The organism is Neorhizobium sp. USDA 3394 (assembly GCF_056280385.1).
The window spans coordinates 1,475,630-1,498,054 of record NZ_JBWCDU010000001.1 but is presented as its reverse complement, the minus strand read 5'-3'; the positions used below and the strand labels follow the sequence as shown (position 1 = coordinate 1,498,054).

Below are 22,425 nucleotides of genomic sequence, written 5' to 3'. Positions count from 1 at the left end.
TCGTATGAGTTTGGCACGATAACTGCATTGGCATGGGCGAGCGGGTAACAGCCTGCTTCAAGAGAGAAGCGGAGATATGGTTTCTCATGAAAAAGATCGAAGCGATCATCAAGCCTTTTAAGCTGGACGAAGTGAAGGAAGCCCTTCAGGAGGTCGGTTTGCAGGGTATTACAGTGACCGAAGCCAAGGGTTTTGGCCGCCAGAAGGGCCATACCGAGCTCTATCGCGGCGCAGAATACGTCGTCGATTTTCTGCCCAAGGTCAAAGTTGAGGTCGTCCTGGCGGACGAGAACGCGGATGCCGTCATCGAAGCCATCCGTAATGCGGCACAGACTGGACGGATTGGAGACGGCAAGATATTCGTTTCCAATGTGGAGGAAGTCATCCGCATCCGCACCGGTGAAACGGGCGTGGACGCCATCTAAACGCCCCCAATAAACGCCCTAGGGCCAAAAGGCCGGGGTTTCATCGTCATCGTACATCGAGGAAGGTCATATGACGAGCGCAAGCGAAATCATGAAACAAATCAAGGAAAACGACGTCAAGTTCGTGGACCTGCGCTTTACCGACCCCAAGGGCAAGCTACAACACGTCACCATGGACGTCGTCTGCGTCGATGAGGACATGTTCGCCGACGGCGTCATGTTCGACGGTTCCTCGATCGGCGGCTGGAAGGCCATCAACGAGTCGGACATGGTGCTGATGCCCGACCCGGCGACGGTCCACATGGATCCGTTCTTCGCCCAGTCGACCATGGTCATCTTCTGCGACATCCTCGACCCGATTTCCGGTGAAGCCTATAACCGCGATCCGCGCGGCACCGCCAAGAAGGCAGAAGCCTATCTGAAGGCATCCGGCATCGGCGATACCGTATTTGTCGGCCCGGAGCCGGAATTCTTCGTCTTCGACGACGTCAAATACAAGGCCGACCCTTATAACACGGGCTTCAAGCTCGACTCGTCCGAACTGCCGTCCAACGACGACACGGACTACGAGACCGGCAATCTCGGCCACCGCCCGCGCGTCAAGGGCGGCTACTTCCCGGTTCCGCCGGTCGACAGCCTGCAGGACATGCGCTCCGAAATGCTGACCGTGCTCGCCGAAATGGGCGTGGTCGTGGAAAAGCATCACCACGAAGTGGCATCCGCCCAGCACGAACTCGGCGTCAAGTTCGATACCCTGGTGCGCAACGCCGACAAGATCCAGATCTACAAGTATGTCGTGCACCAGGTCGCCAATGCCTACGGCAAGACGGCGACCTTCATGCCGAAGCCGATCTTCGGCGACAACGGCTCGGGCATGCACGTGCACCAGTCGATCTGGAAGGACGGCAAGCCGACCTTCGCCGGCGACGAATATGCCGGCCTTTCGGAAAGCTGCCTCTTCTATATCGGCGGCATCATCAAGCATGCCAAGGCGATCAACGCCTTCACCAACCCGACGACGAACTCCTACAAGCGTCTCGTCCCGGGTTATGAAGCGCCGGTTCTGCTCGCTTACTCGGCTCGCAACCGCTCGGCTTCGTGCCGCATCCCCTTCGGCACCGGACCGAAGTCGAAGCGCGTCGAAGTCCGCTTCCCGGATCCGCTGGCAAACCCCTATCTTGCCTTCGCCGCCATGCTGATGGCCGGCCTCGACGGCATCAAGAACAAGATCCATCCCGGCAAGGCCATGGACAAGGATCTCTACGACCTGCCGCCGAAGGAGCTGAAGAAGATCCCGACCGTCTGCGGTTCTCTGCGCGAAGCCCTCGAAAACCTCGATCGCGACCGCAAGTTCCTGACCGCCGGCGGCGTCTTCGACGACGACCAGATCGACGCCTATATCGAGCTCAAGATGGTGGAAGTCATGCGCTTCGAAATGACGCCGCATCCGGTCGAGTTCGACATGTATTATTCGGCCTGATCCGACTGGGCGCGATTTCGCGCTTGGCTGCGTTGAGAACGGCGGGCCGCAAGCCCGCCGTTTTCCATTTCGCCGAGCCTTGTGGCTTGCGCCTCCATTGCCGGTGTGCCGATGACCTCCCCCAACTCTCCACGACCGCGCCCGACCGACTGGGTGATCTTCGCGCTTGTTCCCGTGTTCTTTTCCAGCAACCTGATCTTCGGGCGCGGCGTGATCGGCGAGATCGGGCCGTTCATCACTGCCTTCATCCGCTGGGCCGGAGCAACGCTGATCATCGTGCCCCTGCTGTATTTCGACTGGGCGGCCGCCTGGACCTTTGTGCGCCGGCATACCTGGCTCTGGCTGTGGCTGGGTTTCCTGAGCATCGGCATCAGCGGCGGCTTGGTTTATTGGGCGCTGACGCTGACGACGGCATCGAACGCGACGCTGATCTACACGACCTCGTCGCTGTTCATCATCCTTTTCGAATGGCAGTTTTCCGGTCGCCGGATCGGCGGCCGGGAGCTTTTGGGCATGGCGGTCGCATTCGCCGGCGTGGCGGTGATCGTGCTGCGTGGCGATGTCGGCGCCTTGGCGCACATGGATTTTAATGTCGGCGACCTCGGCATGCTCGTGGCGGCGATCGCCTTTGCGATCTATTCGCTCCTGCTGCGCCGCCCGGCGGCCCAGGCGATCCGGCCATTTACGCTGTTCGGGCTGATCGGCTTTTCAGGGTCGCTCCTCCTGCTGCCCCCGGCACTCTGGGAACTCTTCCATGGCGGGCTTCTGCCGACGACGCTTTCAGCCTGGTCGAAGATTGCCGGCATCATCCTGTTTGCCTCGCTCGCAGCCTTCTTCTGCTTTCAGCATACGGTGAGGATATTTGGGCCGGCGACGGCGGGAGTGACGCTTTACATGATGCCGCCGGTCTCTATCGTCATGGCGGTGATATTCCTTGGCGAGACTTTTGAAAGATATCACGCGCTCGGCATCGTTCTGGTGCTTGGCGGCATAGTGCTGGCGACGACCCGACCGCGGAGGCTTGCTAAGCCTTAAGTCTATCCCGTGGAACGAAGCCGGCCGGTCTGCATTAATCTCTTGATGTCGGAGAATTTTATTCCCACATTAGGATGCGAAAGGACATCGCACCATGAAACAACGCAACGCTAAATTTACCATCGGAGAAGTGGTCCGCCACAAGGTCTTTCCGTTCCGGGGCGTCGTGTTCGATGTGGATCCGGAATTCGCCAATACGGAAGAATGGTGGAATTCCATTCCCGCGGAAATCCGGCCGAACAAGGACCAGCCCTTCTATCATCTCCTCGCGGAGAATGACGAGACGGAGTATGTGGCCTATGTTTCGGAGCAGAATCTGGAACACGACGAAAACGATGCTCCACTGCGCAATCCGCAGGTCTACCAGATCTTCGATCGCGGCCCGTCCGGTCAGTTGAAGCCCAAGATCATACTGGCCCACTAACCTCTATTCGCAACATCCAGAAAAGGCGTCGGCATTCTGCCGGCGCTTTTTTCATGTCCAGAATCAGAAAGCCCGGCGCATGGCCGGGCTTCGAACTGTCGGTTCCGACTGGAACTTACTGACCCTGCTTTGCAGAGTTCTGGGCGTCTTCCAGCTTCTTCCGGGTCTCTTCTGCCTTGCGCTGCATGCCTTCTTCGAGGCTGCGCTGGCTCTGAGCGATCTGTTCCTGCGGCATGGCCGGACCGTCGAATACGCCGGTGAAGCCGGTGAGCGGAACCTTGATCGGGTTTGGAGCGCGGCGGAAGTTGATCGAGGTGAAGACCACCTCGCCGCCCTTCTTGAGGCTGGCGATCATCGCGTCCGTCAGCGGCACTTCGGCGGTGCACTTGTCCGGAAGGCAAACGATGTAATCGAGCTTCTGGCCCTTGCCGCCGTCGATCTGCATGACGATGCCGGGCGGCACGAGGCGCGCGGTCGGTACCGAAACCTGCATGATCTTGCGGTTAACCTTGCCTTCAACCGTGATCAGGCCGACGGCGGTGATGAGCTGACCGTTCTGGGCGGCAATGACGTTCTGCACGACGCAGAGATCGCTGTCGTCCTGCTTGGTGCAGGTCTTGAACCAGCCGAGCGGCGGTGCACCAGGAGCGGCCGCGGCCGGAGCATCCTGTGCAAGGGCTGCAACCGGCAGCGCCATCGCGCCGGCCGAGAGAGCGAGAGCGGACATCGCCGTCCGCAGAACTTGGGTTGCCTTAAGCATCATAACGAGATCCGTCTCCTGAAATCCGCTGGGTACGGCAGACGCCGTCAACTCCCTCGGGGTGTCCTACTGCCTGTGACCTGTCGGTCAAATGAGGCAATTGAATGACCCGCCCGTGTGGCCAACCTGTTACATCGGGCAGACATCGATATCCAGTCCTTCTTTCGTATTTTTTGACAAGGAGTTAACGTCGGCGATCATTCTTTTGCACATGGCGGTGGTTGGTGGGCCTCATGGCATGCGCTATTTTGCAGGCGAATCAGCGAGGATTTCACCGCCATGGGTCCCATGCGACGCTTTCTCCCCCTTATCGCCGCGCTTGCCATCAGCACCCCAGCCCTTGCCGAACCGGTCCATGGGGTAGCCATGCACGGCAGTCCGGCGCTCGGGCCCGATTATAAGCACTTCCCATATGTGAACCCGGACGTGAAGAAGGGCGGCCGAATAACCTATGGCGTCGTCGGCACGTTCGACAGCCTCAATCCGTTCATCCTGAAAAGCATGCGCACCTCGGCGCGCGGCATCTGGGACCCGGCTTTCGGCAATCTCATCTTTGAGTCCCTGATGACCCGTTCCAGCGACGAGGCGTTCACGCTTTACGGGCTGCTGGCCGAGAGCGTCGAATGGAATGACGACCGGACCTTCATCCAGTTCAATCTCAATCCGAAGGCGAAATGGTCGGATGGCCAGCCGGTCACCCCGGATGACGTGATCTTTTCGTTCGAGTTGTTGCGCGACAAGGCCCGCATTCCCTTCTCATCACGGCTGACGCCCGTCGCCAAAATGGAGAAGGTCGGCGAGCGTGGCGTACGGTTTACCTTCAACGAAAAGGCCGACCGGGAATTTCCGCTCATTCTCGCCACCGGCACCCCGATCCTGCCGAAACACGCAACCGATCCGGCCACCTTCGATCAGTCGACGCTGAAGCCGCCGGTTGGCTCCGGCCCTTACCGGATCAAGTCCATTTCGCCCGGAGAACGCATCGTCTATGAACGGGACCCGGGCTACTGGGGCAAGGATATTCCGGCCAAGGTGGGCTTCGACAATTACGATCAGATCAGCGTCGAATATTTCCTGCAGGACAACACGTTGTTCGAAGCCTTCAAGAAGGGCGCGATCGACATCTATCCCGACGGCAGTCCGACACATTGGGCGCGGGCCTATGATTTCCCGGCGGTCCAGAACGGTGACGTGATCAAGGATGCGTTCAAGCCGCAGCTGCCGACCGGCATGCTCGGTTTCGTGTTCAATACGAGAAGAGCACTCTTCGCAGACGTGAACGTGCGCGCCGGCCTTTCACTCGCCTTCGATTTCGAATGGGCCAACAAGAACCTTTTCGAAGGCGCCTATACCCGAACGGAAAGCTTCTGGCAGAACTCGCCCCTCTCCTCGCTCGGCAAGCCGGCGGACGAGCGGGAGCTCAAGATCCTCGGGGCCATCAAGGACAGGATCGAGCCGGCAGTGCTCGACGGCAGTTATCATCTACCGAAGACCGACGCTTCCGGTGCGGATCGCAAAGTGTTGCGCGATGCGGTCGATCTTCTCAAGAAGGGCGGTTACGCGATCAAGAACGGCAGGATGACGGACGCTTCGGGCAGGCCGTTGACCTTCGAGGTCATGACCCAGACCCAGGACCAGGAAAAGCTCGCGATCGCCTATCAGCGGACGCTGAAGATGATCGGCGTCGACATGTCGATCCGCACCGTCGACGATGCCCAATACCAGGCCCGCTCGGGCAATTTCGACTATGACATGATCGTCAAATCCTATCCCGCGTCCCTTTCGCCCGGCATCGAACAGGTCGGGCGCTGGGGATCGGATTCCCGCAATCGCGACGGCAGCTTCAATTTTGCCGGTACTGCGGATCCCGACCTCGACAAGCTGATCGGGACCATGCTGGCGGTGCGCAGCAAGGAGGATTTCGAGGCGGCGGTGCGGGCTTACGACCGGATGCTGATTTCCGGTCACTATCTCGTTCCGCTCTATCATATCCCCGATCAATGGGTGGCGCGTCGCAAGCATATCGGTTATCCGGAAAAACTCCCGCTCTATGGCTACCAGCTCAACACCTGGTGGGATAAACGGGCGCAATAATCCAGTCTCTCCGGTTACCGAAGAAAGGACGCCGCCATGGAGCGCGTAACCATCGACATCGTTTCGGATATCGTCTGCCCCTGGTGCTATCTCGGCAAGGCAAGGATGGAACTGGCGGTCGCCGAAGTGCAGGACGAGATCGGCGTCGACATCAACTGGCGCCCCTATCGGCTCAACCCGGACCATCCGCCCGAGGGCGTCGACCATCAGGCGGACCTTGCCGCCAAGCTCGGCGGCACGCAAGCCGTCGAACGTGCCCACGACATGCTGAAGAAACTCGGCGAAGAGGTCGGCATCAAGTACAATTTCGAGGCGATCAAGATCGGTCCCAATACGCTCGATGCACATCGCCTGTTGCATTGGGCGATCGTGGAAAGCCGGGAAATTCAGGACAAGGTCGCGACCGCCCTGTTCAAGGCGAATTTCGAGGAAGGCCGCAATGTCGGCGACCACGCCGTGCTGGCCGATATCGCTGAAAAATCGGGCCTGGACCGCAAGGTCATCGAGAACCTTCTGGCAAGCGACGCCGACAAGGACACCATCCTTGGGGAGATCGAGGCGGCTCAGAAGATGGGCGTGACCGGCGTGCCGTTCTTTATCATCGACGGACAATATGCGGTCAGCGGAGCGCAGACGCCGGATGTCTTTGCCAATGCGCTGCGAGAAATCGCCAAGCTGAAGGCGGAAGCCCGCAAGGGCATGATCTGAGAACGGACAACCGCGTGCGTACCGACCAGACCCTGAAGGGCGTTCTACTCGCCTTCGGCTCGTTTGCCGCCTATTCCTGGAGCGATGCCAGCGTCAAGATGATCGAGGGCGCCCTGACGCCCTATGAAATGGGCTTTTTCGGTGCCGTCTTCATGCTCGCCGGTTTTCCCTATCTCATGAAACCAGGCGACAGCTGGCTCGACGTGGTAAGAAGCACCAACCGGCCGCTATGGGTCCTGCGCTTCTTCTCCGCGGCCGTGGGGACGATCGGCAGTGTTGCGGCCTTCACCTATCTGTCGATGGCGGAAGCCTTTGCTCTGATCTTCCTGCTGCCTTCCTTCGTGACGATCATGTCGGTGCTGTTCCTCAAGGAGACGGTCGGCATCCGGCGCTGGAGCGCGGTGATCATCGGCTTCGTCGGCGTGCTGGTCATATTGCGCCCGGGTTTCCGCGAGCTTTCGATCGGGCATGTCGGTGCGGTGTTTGCCGGGTTTTCCGGGGCGATCTCGATCATCGTCTATCGCGCCGTCGGACCATCGGAGAAGCAGATCTCGCTTTACGGCGCCGGCGTCCTTGGCGTTCTCGTCATCCTCGGCGTCCTGATGATCCCGGACTTCCGCTGGCCGACCCTTCCGCAATGGGCCATGCTCGCGGGATACGGTCTGCTGGGGGCACTGGCTACCGTCTGGCTGATGTATGCCGCCAACTACGCGCCGGCCGCAGTGATCGGACCGACACAATACAGCCAGATGCTCTGGGCCATCCTGTTCGGCTATCTCGTCTTCGGCGACAGGGTCGACCTGCCGATGCTGATCGGCATCGTGCTGATCATCGGCTCCGGCCTCCTGACGCTCGCCCGCGAGCGGGCACGCGACGTTGCCCTGCCCGCGTCCGTCGCGACGGATCAGCAAGCCGCCGTGGTCACAGTCCCAGACAATAAATCCGACATATAGTCACGATTTAGCCAGTTCCGCGAACTGGGTCATCACCTGCGCCGCGGCCGTCAACCGCTTTTCAGGCGACGGCAGGTCGCGGGTGAGGAACACGCTGTGGTCCGGGCGGATCTTCGCGAGCGTTCCCTGCTTGGCGATATAACCGACAAGATTGGCCGGGTTCGGGAACTGCTTGTCGCGGAAAGTGACGACGATGCCCTTGGGGCCGGCGTCGAGCTTTTCGACATTGGCCTTGCGGCAGAGCGACTTGATATAGACCACCTTCAACAGGTTCTGTACCTCGACCGGCATCGGGCCGAAGCGATCGACCATTTCCGCTCCGAAACCGTCGATCTCCGACAGTTCCGTGACTTCGCCGAGACGGCGGTAGAGGCCCATGCGCAGATGCAGGTCGGGCACGTAGCTTTCCGGGATCATCACGGTGATGCCGACGGAAATCTGCGGCGACCAGCCGGTATCGGTAATCTCGTCGTCGCCCTTCACCTCAGCCACGGCTTCCTCCAGCATCTGCTGGTAGAGCTCGAAACCGACTTCCTTGATATGGCCTGACTGTTCCTCACCCAAGAGATTGCCGGCGCCGCGGATATCGAGGTCGTGGCTGGCGAGCTGGAAGCCGGCGCCGAGCGTATCGAGCGACTGCAGCACCTTCAGGCGGCGCTCGGCGGTCGTGGTCAGCGTCTTGTTGACCGGCAGGGTAAAGAGCGCGAAGGCGCGCACCTTGGAACGGCCGACGCGGCCGCGGAGCTGGTAGAGCTGCGCCAGGCCGAACATGTCGGCACGGTGGACGATCAGCGTGTTGGCGGTCGGCACGTCGAGCCCGGATTCGACGATGGTCGTCGACAGAAGCACGTCGTACTTGCCGTCGTAGAACGCATTCATGATGTCTTCGAGTTCGCCGGCCGCCATCTGGCCATGGGCAACCGCGACCTTCAGTTCCGGCACGTCCGACTGGAGGAAGGCCTGGATTTCCGGAAGGTCGGCGAGCCGCGGGCAGACGTAGAAACTCTGGCCGCCGCGATAATGTTCACGCATCAGCGTCTCGCGGATGACCAGCGGATCGAAGGGCGAGATGAAGGTGCGGACAGCCATGCGATCGACCGGCGGCGTGGTGATCAGCGACAGTTCGCGGACACCGGTCATGGCAAGCTGCAGCGTGCGCGGAATCGGCGTTGCCGAGAGCGTCAGGACGTGCACGTCGCTCTTCAGTTCCTTCAGCCGTTCCTTGTGCTTGACGCCGAAATGCTGCTCCTCGTCGATGATCAGCAGGCCGAGATTGGCGAACTGGATGCCGGCGCCGAGCAGCGCATGGGTACCGACGACGATATCGACCTTGCCATCGGCAAGGTCCTTCTTCGTCTGGGCCAATTCCTTGGCAGGCACCAGCCGCGACGCCTGCTCGACCTTGATCGGCAGCCCGCGGAAACGTTCGCGAAACGTCTTGAAATGCTGGCGGGAAAGAAGCGTGGTCGGCACGACGACCGCGACCTGGGCGCCGTTCATGGCGGCGAAGAAGGCGGCGCGCAGCGCCACTTCCGTCTTGCCGAAACCGACGTCGCCGCAGACGAGGCGGTCCATCGGCCGGCCGGCGCCGAGATCGTCGCGCACGGAATCGATCGCCGTCGCCTGGTCCTCGGTCTCGTCATAAGGGAAGCGGGCGGCGAATTCGTCGTAGAGACCTTCCGGCGCGGTAAGCACCGGCGCGCGGCGGGTGATGCGCGTGGCGGCAATGCGAATCAATCCGTCCGCCATATCGAGCAGGCGTTTCTTGAGCTTCGCCTTGCGAGCCTGCCAGGCGCCGCCGCCGAGCCTGTCGAGTTGGGCTTCCGCCGCATCCGAACCATAGCGCGACAGGAGATCGATGTTCTCGACCGGCAGGAAGAGTTTTGCCTGGTCGGCGTAATGCAGCTCCAGGCAGGCGCGCGGCGCCCCGGCGGCCTCGATTGTCACCAGGCCGACGAACCGGCCGATGCCGTGCTCCGCATGGACGACCAGCGAACCTTCGTCGAGGCCGGCAACTTCGGTCAGGAAATCCGCGCCACGCTTGCGGCGCTTGCCGCGGCGGACCATGCGGTCGCCTAAAATATCCTGTTCGCCGATGACGGCGATCCTGTCGGTCTCGAAACCAGCCTCGAGGCTCAAAACCGCGGATGCCGCCTCGCCCTTTTCGAGCTTATCGAGATCGGCGAGCTTTTCGATCTGCCGGATTCGTTTCAGGCCGCGCTCGTCAAGAACCTGCAGAAGACGGTCGAGCGAACCGGCAGACCAGCCGGTAACCAGAACCTTGATACCTTCGGCGCGCTTGTCGGCGATATGCTTGACGACGAGGTCGAAGACGTTGACGCGTTCGTCGCGGTCCTTTTCCTCTGTCTGGTTTTTCGCCCAGCGCGGCCCGGCATGCGCATCCAAAGTCACCACCCGGCGACCCTCGGCATCCATCTCGTTGAACGGCGTCAGGCGCAGCGCATTGACGGCGTCGAGCGCTGCGGCGAATGCCTTGCCGTCGAGATAAAGCTGACCCGGGGACACCGGCTTGTAGGGGGCCGCCTGCGCCGCCGCGCCCTTGCCCTGCGGGCCGGAGTCGCGCCGTGCCTCATAATAGTCGGCGACCAGCTTCGAACGTTCGTTGGCCGCCTCGCGCGCGGTGTGGTCGGTGACGATGCGAAACCCGCTGAGGTAATCGAAGGCGGTTTCGAGCCCGTCGTAGAACAGTGGCAGCCAGTGTTCCATGCCGGGGTAACGCCGGCCTTCCGAGACTGCCTGATAGAGTGCGTCGTCGCGGGTCGCAGCCCCGAAGAGCGACAGGTAGTTCTTGCGGAAACGGCTGATCGTGTCCGGCGTCAGCGTCACCTCGCTCATCGGATTGAGATCGAGGGCCCGCGACTGGCCGGTGGTGCGCTGGCTGGCGGGGTCGAAGGAGCGGATCGATTCCAGCGTATCGCCGAAGAAATCGAGGCGCACCGGTTCTTCCGTGCCCGGCACGAAAACATCGAGAATGCCGCCGCGTACGGCGAATTCGCCGACTTCGCGCACCGTCGCGACACGCTCGAACCCGTTGCGTTCCAGCCGCGCCGCGATGTCGTCCATGCGGATCTGGTTGCCGGGCTTGGCCGAGAACGCCAGGCTCTCGATAATCTCGGCAGGCGCAATCTTCTGCAGCATCGCATTGACGGTGACGAGCACGATCGCCGCATGCGGCTTTTTGCGATGGGAAATCAGTCCGGACAGGGCCGCCAGCCGGCGGGCAGAGACATCGGCGCTCGGCGAGACGCGGTCATAGGGAAGACAGTCCCAGGCGGGCAGCGTCAGGACGGGAATTTCCGGCGCCACGAAGGACAGCATCTGCTCCAGGTCGAGCATGCGCTGGCCGTCCGACAGGACATAGGCAACCGCCTGGCCGGCGCGGGCGAGCTCGGCCACGATCAGCGGCTCCATGCCCGGCGGCACGTTGCCTATGGTCAGCGGGCTTTGCGCCGCCGCAATCTTCTTCGCGTCGAATCCGGGAATCATCGGGCCAGAATTCATATCTTGTGTCCGAGCCTTAGCTCCAGGGAGGCTTTGGTGACGGGATCGAAATCCGGCGTATAGGCGGCGACGCGCGCAAAAAGCGGCGTCTTCATATGCTCGGGCAAAGCTTGAGCACCGGTGATCCAGGCATGAAGGTCATGATCGTCCTCGCCCATGATCGCCTCGAATTCGTCGAGTTCGGCTTCTGCGAGCTTGCCGATCTCGGCTTCCGCAAAACTCCCGAGAACCAGGTCCATCTCCCGGATGCCGCGATGCCAGCAGCGATAGAGGATGCGCCTGCGGCGCGGGTCGAGATCCGCGCTGGTGCGGGATAGTCCTGTCATGGCCGTGTCCTTGTTTTGCCGTTCATATAGGACGCTTTTCCGCCCTCGTCACCTTGCCAAATGGGCAAAATCCATCGCATTTTGCGCGCCATGCGTCCCGCCATACTCGATCCGCTGTTCTCGCCCGTCGCCTCGCTTGCCGGTGTCGGGCCGAAGCTTGCCGAACTGATCGCCCGCGTCACCGGCCGTGACGATCCGGACGACTGCCGTGTCGTGGACCTGCTTTTCCATGCCCCCTCCTCGCTGATCGACCGGCGCAACCGACCGGGCATCGCGCTCTCGCCGCAAGGAGCGATCGTCACGATCGAAGGCCGGGTCGACCGGCATCAGCCGCCACCGCCCGGCAAATCCAATATGCCCTATCGCGTCTTCCTGCATGACGACACCGGTGAACTGGCGCTCACCTTCTTCCGCGCCAAGGGCAACTGGCTGGAAAAATCGCTGCCGATCGACGAGATGGTGATGGTGAGCGGCAAGGTCGACTGGTTCAACGGCCGCCCTTCGATGGTGCATCCGGATTTCATCGTGAAATCCTCGGAGGCTGAAAACCTGCCACTGGTGGAACCGGTCTATCCGATGACGGCCGGCCTGACGCCGAAAGTGCTGCGCAAGGCAATAGACGGTGCCGTCGCCCGCATGCCGGACCTGCCGGAATGGGCGGATGCTGCGCTGGCCTCGCGCCAGGGTTTTCCCTCGGTGGCGGAGGCCTTTCGCGGGCTGCACGATCCGCGCGACGCGGCGGATATCGATCCGCAGGCCCCTGCCCGCCGCCGGCTTGCCTATGACGAGTTCCTTGCCGGCCAGGTATCCTTGTCGCTGGTGCGCCAGAAGGTGCGCAAGGTCCCAGGCCAGCCGATCCGGGTGAAGGGCGATCTTGCCGCGAGGATCATCGCCGGCCTGCCCTTCTCGCTGACACCGAGCCAGAAAGCGGCGGTCGAGGACGTCATCAAGGACATGGCCGGCGAAGATCGCATGCTGCGGCTGCTGCAGGGCGATGTCGGCGCCGGCAAGACCCTGGTGGCACTGCTCGCCATGTCCGCCGCCGTCGAGGCCGGCGGCCAGGCGGTGCTGATGGCGCCGACCGAAATCCTCGCCCGCCAGCATTTTGCGACGATCTCGAAGCTCGCCGGTGCCGCCGGCGTGACGGTCGAAGTGCTGACCGGCCGCACCAAGGGACGTGAGCGCGACCAGATCATCGATCGGATCGCCTCGGGCGAAGCGCAGATCATCATCGGCACCCACGCGCTTTTCCAGGATGCGATCAACTATCACAATTTGATGCTTGCGGTGGTGGACGAGCAGCACCGGTTCGGCGTGCACCAGCGCCTGCGGCTGACGGCCAAAGGCATTTCTCCGCATATGCTGGTGATGACGGCGACGCCCATTCCCCGCACGCTGGTTCTCGCTGCGTTTGGTGACATGGATGTCTCGAAGCTCACCGAAAAACCGGCAGGCCGCAAGCCGATCCAGACGGTCACCATTCCCACCGAGCGGATCGGCGATATCGTTGCCCGGCTGCGTGGCGCGATCGGTGAAGGAAAAAAAGCCTATTGGATCTGCCCGCTCGTCGAAGAATCGGATGTCTCGGACCTGATGTCGGCGGAGGAGCGTTATGCGGTGCTCGCCAAGGAACTCGGCCGCGATGTCGGTCTCATCCATGGTCGCATGAGCGGACCGGAAAAGGACGCTGTGATGGGCGCCTTCAAAGCCGGTGAGATCCGGCTGCTGGTCGCGACCACCGTCGTCGAAGTGGGCGTCGACGTGCCGGATGCGACGATCATGGTGATCGAGCATGCGGAGCGATTCGGGCTCGCCCAGCTGCACCAGCTGCGCGGCCGTGTCGGGCGCGGCGACGAGGCGTCGACCTGCATCCTGCTCTACAAGGGACCGCTCAGCGAAACAGGCCGGGCGCGGCTTTCGATCCTGCGTGACAGTGAGGACGGTTTTCTGATCGCCGAGGAGGATCTGAAATTGCGCGGTGAAGGCGAATTGCTCGGCACCCGCCAGTCCGGCACGCCGGGTTTCCGGATCGCCAGTCTGGAGGCGCATGCGGACCTGCTGGAAATCGCCCGCAAGGATGCGGCCTATCTCCTGGAGCGGGATCCGGAACTCACCAGCGAACGCGGCCAGAACATGCGCGTGCTGCTTTATCTGCACCGCCGCGACGAGGCGATCCGGTTCCTGAGAGCCGGGTAGGTCTCAAGCCTGCATTTTAGGAGCCGGCAGGATGGCGGTCGGCGCGCCGGGGACAGGCTTGTAGTCCGGTGCGATCAACCCGCCCGATATCAGCAGCTTGGCGCCCTCTTCCGGCGTCATGTCGAGCATGACGATCTTGCTCTTCGGCACGAACATCAGAAAACCGGCGGTCGGAACCGGCGTCGGCGGCAGGAAGACGCCGACCATTTCATCGCCATCCGCATTGAGCTTCGCGGCGATCTCTCCCTGCGCGTCGCCGGAAATGAAGACCAGCGCCCACATTCCGGGGCTCGGAAACTCGATCAAACCGCATTTCTTGAAGGAGGTCGACTGTTCCTTCAGCACCGTTTCGAAGATCTGTTTGATGCTCTTATAAATGCTGCGGATCAGCGGCATGCGGTGCAGGATCGACTCGCCGAACTTGACGATCGAACGGCCGATCAGGTTCTTGCCGAGAAAGCCGATGATGGTGATGAACACCACGGCGATCAGAAGGCCGGTGCCGGGAATGGTGATGTTGAAGTAATATTGGGGATCGTAGCGCTGCGGAATATAGGGCGTGACCCAGCTATCCGCCCAGTCGATGAAGGTGAAGGTGAGCCAGATGGTGATGGCAAGCGGCGCGCAGATGATCAGGCCGGTTAGGAAGTTGTTCCTGAGACGGCCGGCCAGCGATATTCGCTCTGGACTGTCGCTCATTCGGTTTCCCTGCATACTTTAAGCATTGCCGCAATCATTGGTGCGACAATGCCGGATGCGATGTTGCGATGCAAGGAAAAGCCGGTGGATATCACTCCACCGTGACGGATTTCGCCAGATTGCGCGGCTGATCGACATCGGTCCCCATGAACACCGCCGTATGATAGGCGAGAAGCTGGATCGGCAGCGAGAAGATCATCGGCGCGATGATCTCGTCGACATTCGGTAATGCGATCGTCGCCATAGTGGGAAGCTTGGAGGCCGCCGCACCCTTCTCGTCGGTGATGAAGATGATCTTGCCGCCACGCGCGGCCACTTCCTGCATGTTGGAGACGGTCTTTTCGAAGAAGCGGTCATGCGGCGCAATGACGATCACCGGCATGTGCTCATCGATCAGCGCGATCGGGCCATGCTTCAGTTCGCCTGCGGCATAACCTTCCGCGTGGATATAGGAAATCTCCTTGAGCTTCAGCGCGCCTTCCATGGCAAGCGGAAAACTGGTGCCGCGGCCGAGATAGAGCACGTCCTTGAAGCGGGACAGCTCGCGCGACAGCGATTCGATCTGCGGCTGGATGTCGTTCAACACTCGGCTCATGATCCGCGGCATTTCGGCGAGGTGCCTTACCATCTCCTTCTCGTCGCCCGCCGTCACCGTGCCGCGAGCACGGCCGGCGCCGATCGCGAGCGCGGCGAGGACCGCAAGCTGGCAAGTAAAGGCCTTGGTGGAGGCGACGCCGATTTCCGGGCCGGCCAGGATCGGGAAGATCGCGTCCGCTTCGCGGGCGATGGTCGATTCCTTGACGTTCACCACCGCGCCGATCTTGAGGCCGTTATCCTTGCAGTAGCGCAGCGACGCCAGCGTATCGGCCGTCTCGCCGGACTGGGAGATGAACAGCGCCGCCTGGCTCGGTGACAAAGGCAGTTCGCGATAGCGGAATTCGGAGGCGACATCGATCTCGACCGGCAGGCGGGCATAACGCTCGAACCAGTATTTGCCGATCAGGCCGGAGAGATAGGCGGTGCCGCAGGCGGCAATCGCCAGGCCCGTCACCTTGCCGAAATCGATCGCCGTATCGTTCGCCTTCACTGTATGGGCGGCGAAATCGATATAGTGGCTGAGCGCATGGGAGATGATCTCCGGCTGCTCGTAGATCTCCTTCTCCATGAAATGGCGATGGTTGCCCTTGTCGACCATGAAGGCCGACGCCTGAGAAATCTGGCTCTGCCGCGTCACCGGCTTGCCGTCGTAATCGATGATCTCGGCGCCCTTGTGGGTCATGACGGCGCAGTCGCCATCGACCAGATAGGTGATCTCGTTGGTGAACGGCGACAGCGCGATCGCATCCGAGCCCAGGAACATTTCGCCGCGGCCATGGCCGATCGCCAGCGGCGGTCCGAAACGGGCGGCCATGATCGTGCCCGGGTCGTCCTCGAACATCACCACCAGCGCATAGGCGCCGGCAACGCGGTTCAGCGTCGCCAGCATGGCGGCGCGATGGCCGAGGCCCTGGCGGGTGTATTTGGCGAGCAGGTGTGCCACGACTTCCGTATCGGTCTGGCTTTCGAAGACCGCCCCTTCGGCCAGCAACTCGTCCTTCAGCTCGGAAAAATTCTCGATGATGCCGTTATGGACGACGGCGACGCCATCGACGAAATGCGGATGCGCATTGGTCTCGTTCGGAACGCCATGGGTCGCCCAGCGGGTGTGGGCGATGCCGATCGTGCCGGGCAGCGGCTCGGCGTCGAGCTTCTTTTCGAGATTGAAGAGCTTGCCTTCGGCGCGGCGGCGATCCATCCGGCCCTCGTGGACGGTCGCGACGCCGGCGGAATCATAACCGCGGTATTCGAGCCTTCGCAACGCATCGACCAGACGCGCCGCCACCGGCGAATTTCCGACGATCCCGACAATTCCGCACATGAACGACCCTCTCCGCTTCATGGAACCCGCGCGAACTCCTAGCCGATTGCTGGTTTTGCGCAATCGGCCCGCCGGTCACTTTCGATGTCGGAAAGTAACGCGCAAACGTTAATAGCCGCGTTACTTCTGCGCCTTCCGCGCGGCCTTGAGCGCCAGCGCCCGCTCGCGAAGGATTTTCGCGCGCTCCGGCTTCACCTCCTGGCGGGCACGGCCAAGCGCCAGCGCATCGGCCGGGACATTTTCGGTAATGACGCTTCCCGAGGCGACATAGGCGCCATCGCCGATCGAGACGGGTGCGACGAGCGACGAGTTCGATCCGACAAAGGCATTGGCGCCGATCCGCGTCTCGTGCTTGTTGACGCCGTCGTAGTTGCAGGTGATCGTGCCGGCGCCGATATTGGAATGGGCACCAACGAATGCGTCGCCGATATAGGTCAGGTGGTTGACCTTAGCCCCCTCGTCGATCCTGGCATTCTTGACCTCGCAGAAATTGCCAACCTTGGAGCCCGCGGAAAGATCGGCGCCGGGGCGAAGCCGCGCGAAAGGCCCGACGGTCGCGCCGCCGCTCACATGCGCACCTTCGATATGGGAAAAGGCGTGGATCACCGCTCCGCTGTCGATCCTGACGCCCGGGCCGAAAACGACGTTCGGCTCGATCAGCGCGTCCTGGCCGATCTCCGTATCATAGGACAGGAAGACGGTTTCCGGCGCGATCATGCTGACGCCCGAGATCATCAACTCATGGCGCCGGCGTTCCTGCCAGAGCTTTTCGAGCATGGCCAATTCGGCGCGGTTGTTGCAGCCCGCAACCTCCGTTTCCGGCGCATCGACCGCCACGACCTTGCCGCCGGCAGCACGGGCGATCTCGACGAGATCGGTTAGGTAATATTCGCCCTTCGCATTCTGATTGGTGATGCCCTCCAGAAGCGACAGCGCCTTTTTTCCGTTGATCGCCATCAGCCCGCTATTGCACCAGGTGACCTTGCGCTCTTCGTCCGTCGCATCCTTCTCTTCGCGGATGGCGATCAGCTCGCCATTTTCGACCAACAGGCGGCCGTAACCAGTCGGCTTGTCCGTATGAAAACCGATCACCACGACATCAGCTCCGGCGGCCAGCTTTTCCCGCGCCTCGGCGAAGGAAGCCGAGGTGACCAGCGGAACGTCGCCATAGGCGACCAGGATGTCGTCGTAACCGCGGGCGATGGCCTGTTTCGCCGTGAGGACCGCATGGCCTGTGCCGCGACGCTCGGTCTGCAGGAAGGCCTCGACCGTAACACCCTCGACCGCGCCGGCCTTGGCAACCCCGTCCGCATCGCGGCCGACCACCAGAGCCGCCTCGGTCACGCCGGTCGATGCCACCGCCGCCATGACATGTGCAATCATCGGCCGGCCGGCGATCGGATGCAGCACTTTCGACATCGACGATTTCATGCGCGTGCTGTCGCCGGCGGCGAGGATGACGGCAAGGCAGGAACGGCTCATAAGGGTTTCTCCTTCTCAGGCATTTTGCCGCTTCATAACAGCAAGATGATTGAAGTGCGATAAACGCCTTATGTCTGGCCGAAACAAAAATGTGGCCCGACAGCCTGGGGAAATTTGACCAGATCCTTGGAATGGCGGCATTGGAAGAGATGCGCCCGCTTTATGGGATGCCGGGAGGGCGGACCGCGGTCAGGTTTGGTTTTGGCCGGGCCTTGTCGGAGAAATCCGGGCGCCATACCGGAACCCCTTTCACATCAAGCCAATTCGCTCTCGTCGTATTTCACGCGCGCGGCCTTGACGGACGGATGATTGGCTTCCGCCCACATAATCACCTTGGAAAGCGGCTCAAAGAGCGAGCGGCCGAGATCGGTCATCCGGTATTCGACGCTCGGCGGCTTGGTCGGAAACACCTCGCGTTCGATGTAACCGTCGCGCTGCAGGTCGCGCAGCGTCTGGGTCAGCATCCGCTGCGAAATATCCGGCACCAGCCGGCGAAGCTCGCCGAAGCGGTAGGGCTGGCGCGCCAAGGCCCCGAGAAGCAGTGCCGACCATTTGCCGGCGATCCGGTCGAGAACGTCCCGGACCGGGCAGTTATCCATGTCCCACCCGGACACGTCGCATTCCTCGCCGTCCAGGACCGGCTTGCGGCTTGCATTGAGCGCCATGGAGTTGGTTCCCTTAAAGTAACGATCTCCCTCGAAACTGCCTCCTTTACAGATCGAAGTCAATTCTTATTATAGTGCTAGTCTCTTTTTGAGACCAACAATCACTGCCGCGCCCATCAGCCGGCCATTGCCAGTAAGGAACACTCATGACCAAACTTCTCGTCACCGGCGCCACCGGCCATCTGGGCCGCGCAGTCCTCCGTCACCTGCTGGAGACATCCAAGGTCGCGCCCGCCGACATCATCGCTGCCAGCCGCGATCCGAACAAGCTCGCCGACCTCGCCGCCAACGGTGTGGAAACCCGGGCAGCCGATTTCGACGACGAAGCCGGGCTCGTGAAAGCATTCACCGGCGCCGACCGCGTACTGATCATCTCCACCGACGAACTTGCGACGCCCGGCAAGCGCATCACGCAGCACAGGAACGCCGTTTCCGCCGCCGCCAAGGCCGGCGTAAAACACGTTGTCTACACGTCCTTGCCCAACGCGGACAAGTCGCTGATCACGTTCGCACCGGACCACCTCGGCACCGAAGAGGCCATCAAGGCAAGCGGCGTCGCCTACACGATCCTGCGCAATGCCTGGTATCACGATAACTATCTGATGGGCATGCCGCACAATCTTCAGGTCGGCAAATGGTACACGTCCGTGGGTACGGGCAAGATCGCCACGATCAGCCGCGACGACTGCGCCCGTGCCGCAGCCGCAGCACTTGCCAATCCGCCGGCAGGCAGCCGCATCTTGACCCTCACCGGCTCGGAATCCCTGACAGCCGCGGAAATCGCCGCCCGCGCATCCGCCGCGACCGGCAAGCCGCTTGAGGTCGTTGACGTCACCGACGAGCAGCTGACCCAGGGCCTTGCCGGCGCCGGCCTGCCCGCCTTCGTCGTCGCGATGCTGGTCTCGGCGGATGCCAATATCCGCGCCGGCAATTTCGAGCAGGTGACGAGCGACTACGAGATGCTGACCGGCCAGAAGCCGCAGACCCTCGCCGCCTATTTCGAGACCCAGAAGGCCGCCCTCGCCGCCTAGCGTCTCGCCGGATTGCGGCTCTCCGAATTTCGCGATAATGAGATGGAGTTACCAAATTCCATCTCGTTTGGAGAAAAAATGCGCAAGATCGGCTTGATTGGCGGGATGAGTTTCGAAAGCACGGCCGTGTATTATCGGCTGATCAACGAGATGGTGCGCGAACGCCTGGGTGGTTTTGCGTCGGCCGATCTCCTGCTCCATTCCGTCAATTTCGCCGAAATCGTCGACATGCAGAAAGCCGGCCGCTGGGATCTGGCGGCCGAGCATCTTGCAGGCAGCGCCCGCGCACTGAAAACGGCCGGCGCCGAATGCGTGCTGATCTGCACCAACACCATGCATCTCGTGGCGCCGGAAGTGCAGGCCGCGGTCGACGTGCCGCTCATCCATGTCATCGACGAGACAGCCAGGGCGCTGGCATCGAAAGGGCTGAACCACCCGCTGCTGCTCGCGACCCGCTACACGATGGAGCACGGTTTCTATTCCGAGCGCATGAAGATGCTCGGCGTCGATGTCATGGTGCCGGACGCGGACGATCGCACCGATATTCATAACATCATCTTCAACGAACTCTGTGCCGGCACGGTCCTCGACACCTCCCGAACCCGGGCCATCGCCATGATCGAAAAGGCGAAGGCTGAAGGCGCCGACAGCATCATCCTCGGCTGCACGGAAATCTGCCTCCTCCTCGACCCCTCCGGCCTGCCGCTCCCCGGCGTCGATTCCACCGCCATCCACGCCACCGCCGCAGTCGATTTCGCACTCGGCCAGTCACCGGCAAAACAGGCAGCAGCATAAGTTTGCTTGACTCAGTCAAGTAAATATTGGACAGGATCTTCATAGAGGAGATTCTGCCGATGACAGATCCTGCCGTTCTCGACGCCGTCCGCGCCTTCAACCGTTTCTACACCAACAAGCTCGGCATTCTCGCCAAGGGCTATCTCGACACCGACTACACGCTGACCGAGGCGCGCATCCTGTACGAGATGGGCGCCCGCAAACGGGTTTCGGCGACCGAACTCAACCGCGATCTCGGCCTCGATCCCGCCTATCTGAGCCGGCTGCTGAAGAAATTCCGCGAGGCGGGCTTCATCGACAGCGAGCCGGATCCCGACGACAAGCGCAGCCAGATCCTTGTTGTCACCGCCAAGGGACAGGCCGAATACGAGACGCTCGGCGAACGCTCCCGCCAGCAGATCGCCAATGATCTCAGGGGGGTAGACGCGATGGGGCATGAAAAGCTGGTCGGCTCCATGCAGGCGATCCGCACCATTCTCGATCCGGAATCTGCCGCCCCCTCGCCACCGGTCGTCATCCGTCCGCACCGGATCGGCGACATGGGCTGGCTCATCGAAGCCCAGGCGGTCGCTTACGCGCGGGAATACGGCTGGAACGACAAGTTCGAAGGGCTGGTCGCCGAGGTCGCCGGCAAATTCATCGCCAACTTCAACCCGGAACGGGAGCGCTGCTGGATCGCCGAACGCGGCGGCAAACGGGTCGGCTCGGTGGTCGTGGCCGACGGCGGCGGCGACACAGCCAAGCTGCGCCTCCTCTATCTCGACTCCGCCGCCCGCGGCCTCGGTCTTGGCCGGATACTGGTCGAGCAATGCATCAAATTCTCGACCCTCGCCGGTTATAAGAAGCTGTCGCTCTGGACCAACGATTGCCTGACGGCCGCGATCCGCATCTACGAGACGGCTGGCTTCAAGCTCGTCGCTGAGGAAAAACACAGCCTGTTCGGACCGGAATGCAACGGCCAGACCTGGGAGCTGGAGCTCTGCGAGGCGAAGCTTTCGTCGTCGAACTAGACCGTCTGACCGCAGGCGCGGCGAAAGCGGCGCACGGTTTCCGCCATGCCGTATTCCAGCGCATCCGCCGTCAGGCCATGGCCGATCGAGACTTCTGCCATCTTCGGAATGCGCTTCACCAATGCCGGCAGGTTGGCGACCGTCAGATCGTGGCCGCCATTGACGCCGAGTCCTTCGGTGAGCGCCGCATCCGCAGTCAGTCCCAGCTTTTCAAGCAGTTCGGCGCCAAGCGCCGGATTGTCGAAACAGCCGCCGTAAGGACCGGTATAGAGTTCGATACGGTCGGCGCCCGTCATCCTTGCAAGCTTGACCGCCTCGACATCGCCGTCGCCGTCGGCAAACAGCGACACCCGCATGCCGCCCTTCTTGAGCCGCGCCACGATCGGCTTCAACATCTCGTGGGTGGCACGGAAATCGAACCCATGGTCGGAGGTTGCCTGGGTCGGGTCGTCCGGCACCAGCGTCACCTGTTCCGGCTGGGTCGCTTCGCAGAGCGCCAGGAAATCCTCGCTCGGATATCCCTCGATATTGAACTCGGCCGCTGGAAACTCGTCGTCGATCAGCGCCCTGAGAACCGGCAGGTCGGTGAAGCGGATATGGCGCTGGTCCGGGCGCGGATGCACCGTCAGGCCGGCGGCGCCCGCCTGGAGCGCGATGCGCCCCAGGCCTTCGACGCTCGGCCAGGGAAGATCCCGGCGGTTGCGCAGCATGGCGACGGCATTGAGGTTCACGGAAAGCTTGGTCGGCATGGCAATACCCGGTCTTTGAGAAATCGATCCGCTTTTAGGCCAAGCGCCTTCGCAATGCCACTAGGTTTGGGAAATTGCACTTATAAAGAGTTTTGATGGACGAGAATTCACGAGGAACCGGGGCTACCATTTACTAAAGTTTTAGCTAATCTA

General features: G+C 61.8%; 19 protein-coding genes. 11 read left to right on the top strand and 8 right to left on the bottom strand.

Annotated elements, in window-relative coordinates; translation table 11 throughout:
- Nucleotides 1-86 precede the first annotated feature (86 nt).
- The 4 genes from ACZ9EJ_RS07025 to hspQ all read left to right on the top strand — a co-directional run bounded on the left by ACZ9EJ_RS07025 (nt 87) and on the right by hspQ (nt 3,364).
- Nucleotides 87-425 carry a P-II family nitrogen regulator gene (locus ACZ9EJ_RS07025; protein ID WP_007753933.1) on the top strand — a complete coding sequence of 113 codons (339 nt, stop codon included), beginning with the start codon at nt 87-89 and terminating at the stop codon, nt 423-425.
- A gap of 70 nt (nt 426-495) precedes the next feature.
- The gene (glnA, locus tag ACZ9EJ_RS07020) at nt 496-1,905 is read left to right on the top strand and encodes a type I glutamate--ammonia ligase (RefSeq protein ID WP_037087011.1); all 1,410 of its coding nucleotides are present in this window, start codon (nt 496-498) and stop codon (nt 1,903-1,905) included.
- Nucleotides 1,906-2,016: 111 nt separating this feature from the next.
- Nucleotides 2,017-2,940, top strand: a complete 924-nt coding sequence (locus tag ACZ9EJ_RS07015) for a DMT family transporter (protein WP_046639259.1) — start codon at nt 2,017-2,019, stop codon at nt 2,938-2,940.
- Nucleotides 2,941-3,034: 94 nt separating this feature from the next.
- Nucleotides 3,035-3,364, top strand: coding sequence for a heat shock protein HspQ (gene hspQ, locus ACZ9EJ_RS07010; RefSeq protein WP_007753924.1), 330 nt, complete (start codon nt 3,035-3,037; stop codon nt 3,362-3,364).
- Nucleotides 3,365-3,479: 115 nt separating this feature from the next.
- On the opposite strand, the gene ACZ9EJ_RS07005 is transcribed toward hspQ, so the two are convergent.
- The gene (locus ACZ9EJ_RS07005; RefSeq protein ID WP_046626145.1) at nt 3,480-4,127 is read right to left on the bottom strand and encodes an invasion associated locus B family protein; all 648 of its coding nucleotides are present in this window, start codon (nt 4,125-4,127) and stop codon (nt 3,480-3,482) included.
- 285 nt (nt 4,128-4,412) lie between these two features.
- Between ACZ9EJ_RS07005 and ACZ9EJ_RS07000 the strand changes: the two genes are divergently transcribed.
- From ACZ9EJ_RS07000 to ACZ9EJ_RS06990, 3 genes are read left to right on the top strand one after another with little or no spacing between them, the layout of a single operon-like run.
- Nucleotides 4,413-6,218 carry an extracellular solute-binding protein gene (locus ACZ9EJ_RS07000; protein WP_046639258.1) on the top strand — a complete coding sequence of 602 codons (1,806 nt, stop codon included), beginning with the start codon at nt 4,413-4,415 and terminating at the stop codon, nt 6,216-6,218.
- A gap of 36 nt (nt 6,219-6,254) precedes the next feature.
- Entirely contained in the window at nt 6,255-6,926 is a 672-nt protein-coding gene (locus ACZ9EJ_RS06995; RefSeq protein ID WP_046639257.1) for a DsbA family oxidoreductase, read from the top strand.
- A gap of 14 nt (nt 6,927-6,940) precedes the next feature.
- Nucleotides 6,941-7,879, top strand: a complete 939-nt coding sequence (locus tag ACZ9EJ_RS06990) for a DMT family transporter (protein WP_046639256.1) — start codon at nt 6,941-6,943, stop codon at nt 7,877-7,879.
- Here ACZ9EJ_RS06990 and mfd read toward each other — a convergent pair whose 3' ends face one another.
- The gene (gene mfd / locus ACZ9EJ_RS06985; protein WP_046639352.1) at nt 7,880-11,386 is read right to left on the bottom strand and encodes a transcription-repair coupling factor; all 3,507 of its coding nucleotides are present in this window, start codon (nt 11,384-11,386) and stop codon (nt 7,880-7,882) included.
- An 11-nt stretch (nt 11,387-11,397) separates the two neighbouring features.
- A complete protein-coding gene (locus ACZ9EJ_RS06980) occupies nt 11,398-11,727 on the bottom strand; it encodes a succinate dehydrogenase assembly factor 2 (RefSeq protein ID WP_046639255.1) in 330 nt (109 codons plus the stop codon).
- Between the two features lie 90 nt (nt 11,728-11,817).
- Between ACZ9EJ_RS06980 and recG the strand changes: the two genes are divergently transcribed.
- Nucleotides 11,818-13,923: an ATP-dependent DNA helicase RecG gene (gene recG / locus ACZ9EJ_RS06975; protein WP_046639351.1), complete on the top strand. Its 2,106-nt coding sequence runs from the start codon at nt 11,818-11,820 to the stop codon at nt 13,921-13,923.
- A 3-nt stretch (nt 13,924-13,926) separates the two neighbouring features.
- Here the strand turns inward: recG and ACZ9EJ_RS06970 are convergent, their stop codons facing one another.
- The 4 genes from ACZ9EJ_RS06970 to ACZ9EJ_RS06955 all read right to left on the bottom strand — a co-directional run bounded on the left by ACZ9EJ_RS06970 (nt 13,927) and on the right by ACZ9EJ_RS06955 (nt 18,687).
- A complete protein-coding gene (locus tag ACZ9EJ_RS06970; RefSeq protein WP_046626134.1) occupies nt 13,927-14,622 on the bottom strand; it encodes a DUF502 domain-containing protein in 696 nt (231 codons plus the stop codon).
- A gap of 91 nt (nt 14,623-14,713) precedes the next feature.
- On the bottom strand, nt 14,714-16,540 hold the full coding sequence (gene glmS, locus ACZ9EJ_RS06965) for a glutamine--fructose-6-phosphate transaminase (isomerizing) (RefSeq protein WP_046639254.1): 1,827 nt from the start codon (nt 16,538-16,540) through the stop codon (nt 14,714-14,716).
- 120 nt (nt 16,541-16,660) lie between these two features.
- Nucleotides 16,661-18,022, bottom strand: coding sequence for a bifunctional UDP-N-acetylglucosamine diphosphorylase/glucosamine-1-phosphate N-acetyltransferase GlmU (gene glmU, locus ACZ9EJ_RS06960; RefSeq protein ID WP_046639253.1), 1,362 nt, complete (start codon nt 18,020-18,022; stop codon nt 16,661-16,663).
- A gap of 254 nt (nt 18,023-18,276) precedes the next feature.
- Nucleotides 18,277-18,687, bottom strand: a complete 411-nt coding sequence (locus tag ACZ9EJ_RS06955; protein WP_046639252.1) for a winged helix-turn-helix transcriptional regulator — start codon at nt 18,685-18,687, stop codon at nt 18,277-18,279.
- A gap of 146 nt (nt 18,688-18,833) precedes the next feature.
- Between ACZ9EJ_RS06955 and ACZ9EJ_RS06950 the strand changes: the two genes are divergently transcribed.
- From ACZ9EJ_RS06950 to ACZ9EJ_RS06940, 3 genes are all read left to right on the top strand, one after another.
- The gene (locus tag ACZ9EJ_RS06950) at nt 18,834-19,718 is read left to right on the top strand and encodes an SDR family oxidoreductase (RefSeq protein ID WP_046639251.1); all 885 of its coding nucleotides are present in this window, start codon (nt 18,834-18,836) and stop codon (nt 19,716-19,718) included.
- Between the two features lie 78 nt (nt 19,719-19,796).
- Nucleotides 19,797-20,513 (top strand): aspartate/glutamate racemase family protein, encoded by a 717-nt coding sequence (locus ACZ9EJ_RS06945; protein ID WP_046639250.1) that lies wholly within the window; start codon nt 19,797-19,799, stop codon nt 20,511-20,513.
- A 59-nt stretch (nt 20,514-20,572) separates the two neighbouring features.
- Nucleotides 20,573-21,523, top strand: a complete 951-nt coding sequence (locus tag ACZ9EJ_RS06940; RefSeq protein ID WP_046639350.1) for a bifunctional helix-turn-helix transcriptional regulator/GNAT family N-acetyltransferase — start codon at nt 20,573-20,575, stop codon at nt 21,521-21,523.
- Here ACZ9EJ_RS06940 and ACZ9EJ_RS06935 read toward each other — a convergent pair.
- Nucleotides 21,520-22,272 (bottom strand): pyridoxine 5'-phosphate synthase, encoded by a 753-nt coding sequence (locus tag ACZ9EJ_RS06935; protein WP_046639249.1) that lies wholly within the window; start codon nt 22,270-22,272, stop codon nt 21,520-21,522. The genes ACZ9EJ_RS06940 and ACZ9EJ_RS06935 overlap by 4 nt on opposite strands.
- Between the last annotated feature and the right edge of the window lie 153 nt (nt 22,273-22,425).

Excerpts from the sequence above, each read along its gene's own strand:
- ACZ9EJ_RS07025 (WP_007753933.1), top strand. The coding sequence starts at position 87 with ATGAAAAAGATCGAAGCGATCATCAAGCCTTTTAAGCTGGACGAAGTG.
- glnA (WP_037087011.1), top strand. The coding sequence starts at position 496 with ATGACGAGCGCAAGCGAAATCATGAAACAAATCAAGGAAAACGACGTC.
- ACZ9EJ_RS07015 (WP_046639259.1), top strand. The coding sequence starts at position 2,017 with ATGACCTCCCCCAACTCTCCACGACCGCGCCCGACCGACTGGGTGATC.
- hspQ (WP_007753924.1), top strand. The coding sequence starts at position 3,035 with ATGAAACAACGCAACGCTAAATTTACCATCGGAGAAGTGGTCCGCCAC.
- ACZ9EJ_RS07005 (WP_046626145.1), bottom strand. The coding sequence starts at position 4,127 with ATGATGCTTAAGGCAACCCAAGTTCTGCGGACGGCGATGTCCGCTCTC.
- ACZ9EJ_RS07000 (WP_046639258.1), top strand. The coding sequence starts at position 4,413 with ATGCGACGCTTTCTCCCCCTTATCGCCGCGCTTGCCATCAGCACCCCA.
- ACZ9EJ_RS06995 (WP_046639257.1), top strand. The coding sequence starts at position 6,255 with ATGGAGCGCGTAACCATCGACATCGTTTCGGATATCGTCTGCCCCTGG.
- mfd (WP_046639352.1), bottom strand. The coding sequence starts at position 11,386 with ATGATTCCCGGATTCGACGCGAAGAAGATTGCGGCGGCGCAAAGCCCG.
- ACZ9EJ_RS06980 (WP_046639255.1), bottom strand. The coding sequence starts at position 11,727 with ATGACAGGACTATCCCGCACCAGCGCGGATCTCGACCCGCGCCGCAGG.
- recG (WP_046639351.1), top strand. The coding sequence starts at position 11,818 with ATGCGTCCCGCCATACTCGATCCGCTGTTCTCGCCCGTCGCCTCGCTT.
- ACZ9EJ_RS06970 (WP_046626134.1), bottom strand. The coding sequence starts at position 14,622 with ATGAGCGACAGTCCAGAGCGAATATCGCTGGCCGGCCGTCTCAGGAAC.
- glmS (WP_046639254.1), bottom strand. The coding sequence starts at position 16,540 with ATGTGCGGAATTGTCGGGATCGTCGGAAATTCGCCGGTGGCGGCGCGT.
- glmU (WP_046639253.1), bottom strand. The coding sequence starts at position 18,022 with ATGAGCCGTTCCTGCCTTGCCGTCATCCTCGCCGCCGGCGACAGCACG.
- ACZ9EJ_RS06955 (WP_046639252.1), bottom strand. The coding sequence starts at position 18,687 with ATGGCGCTCAATGCAAGCCGCAAGCCGGTCCTGGACGGCGAGGAATGC.
- ACZ9EJ_RS06950 (WP_046639251.1), top strand. The coding sequence starts at position 18,834 with ATGACCAAACTTCTCGTCACCGGCGCCACCGGCCATCTGGGCCGCGCA.
- ACZ9EJ_RS06945 (WP_046639250.1), top strand. The coding sequence starts at position 19,797 with ATGCGCAAGATCGGCTTGATTGGCGGGATGAGTTTCGAAAGCACGGCC.
- ACZ9EJ_RS06940 (WP_046639350.1), top strand. The coding sequence starts at position 20,573 with ATGACAGATCCTGCCGTTCTCGACGCCGTCCGCGCCTTCAACCGTTTC.
- ACZ9EJ_RS06935 (WP_046639249.1), bottom strand. The coding sequence starts at position 22,272 with ATGCCGACCAAGCTTTCCGTGAACCTCAATGCCGTCGCCATGCTGCGC.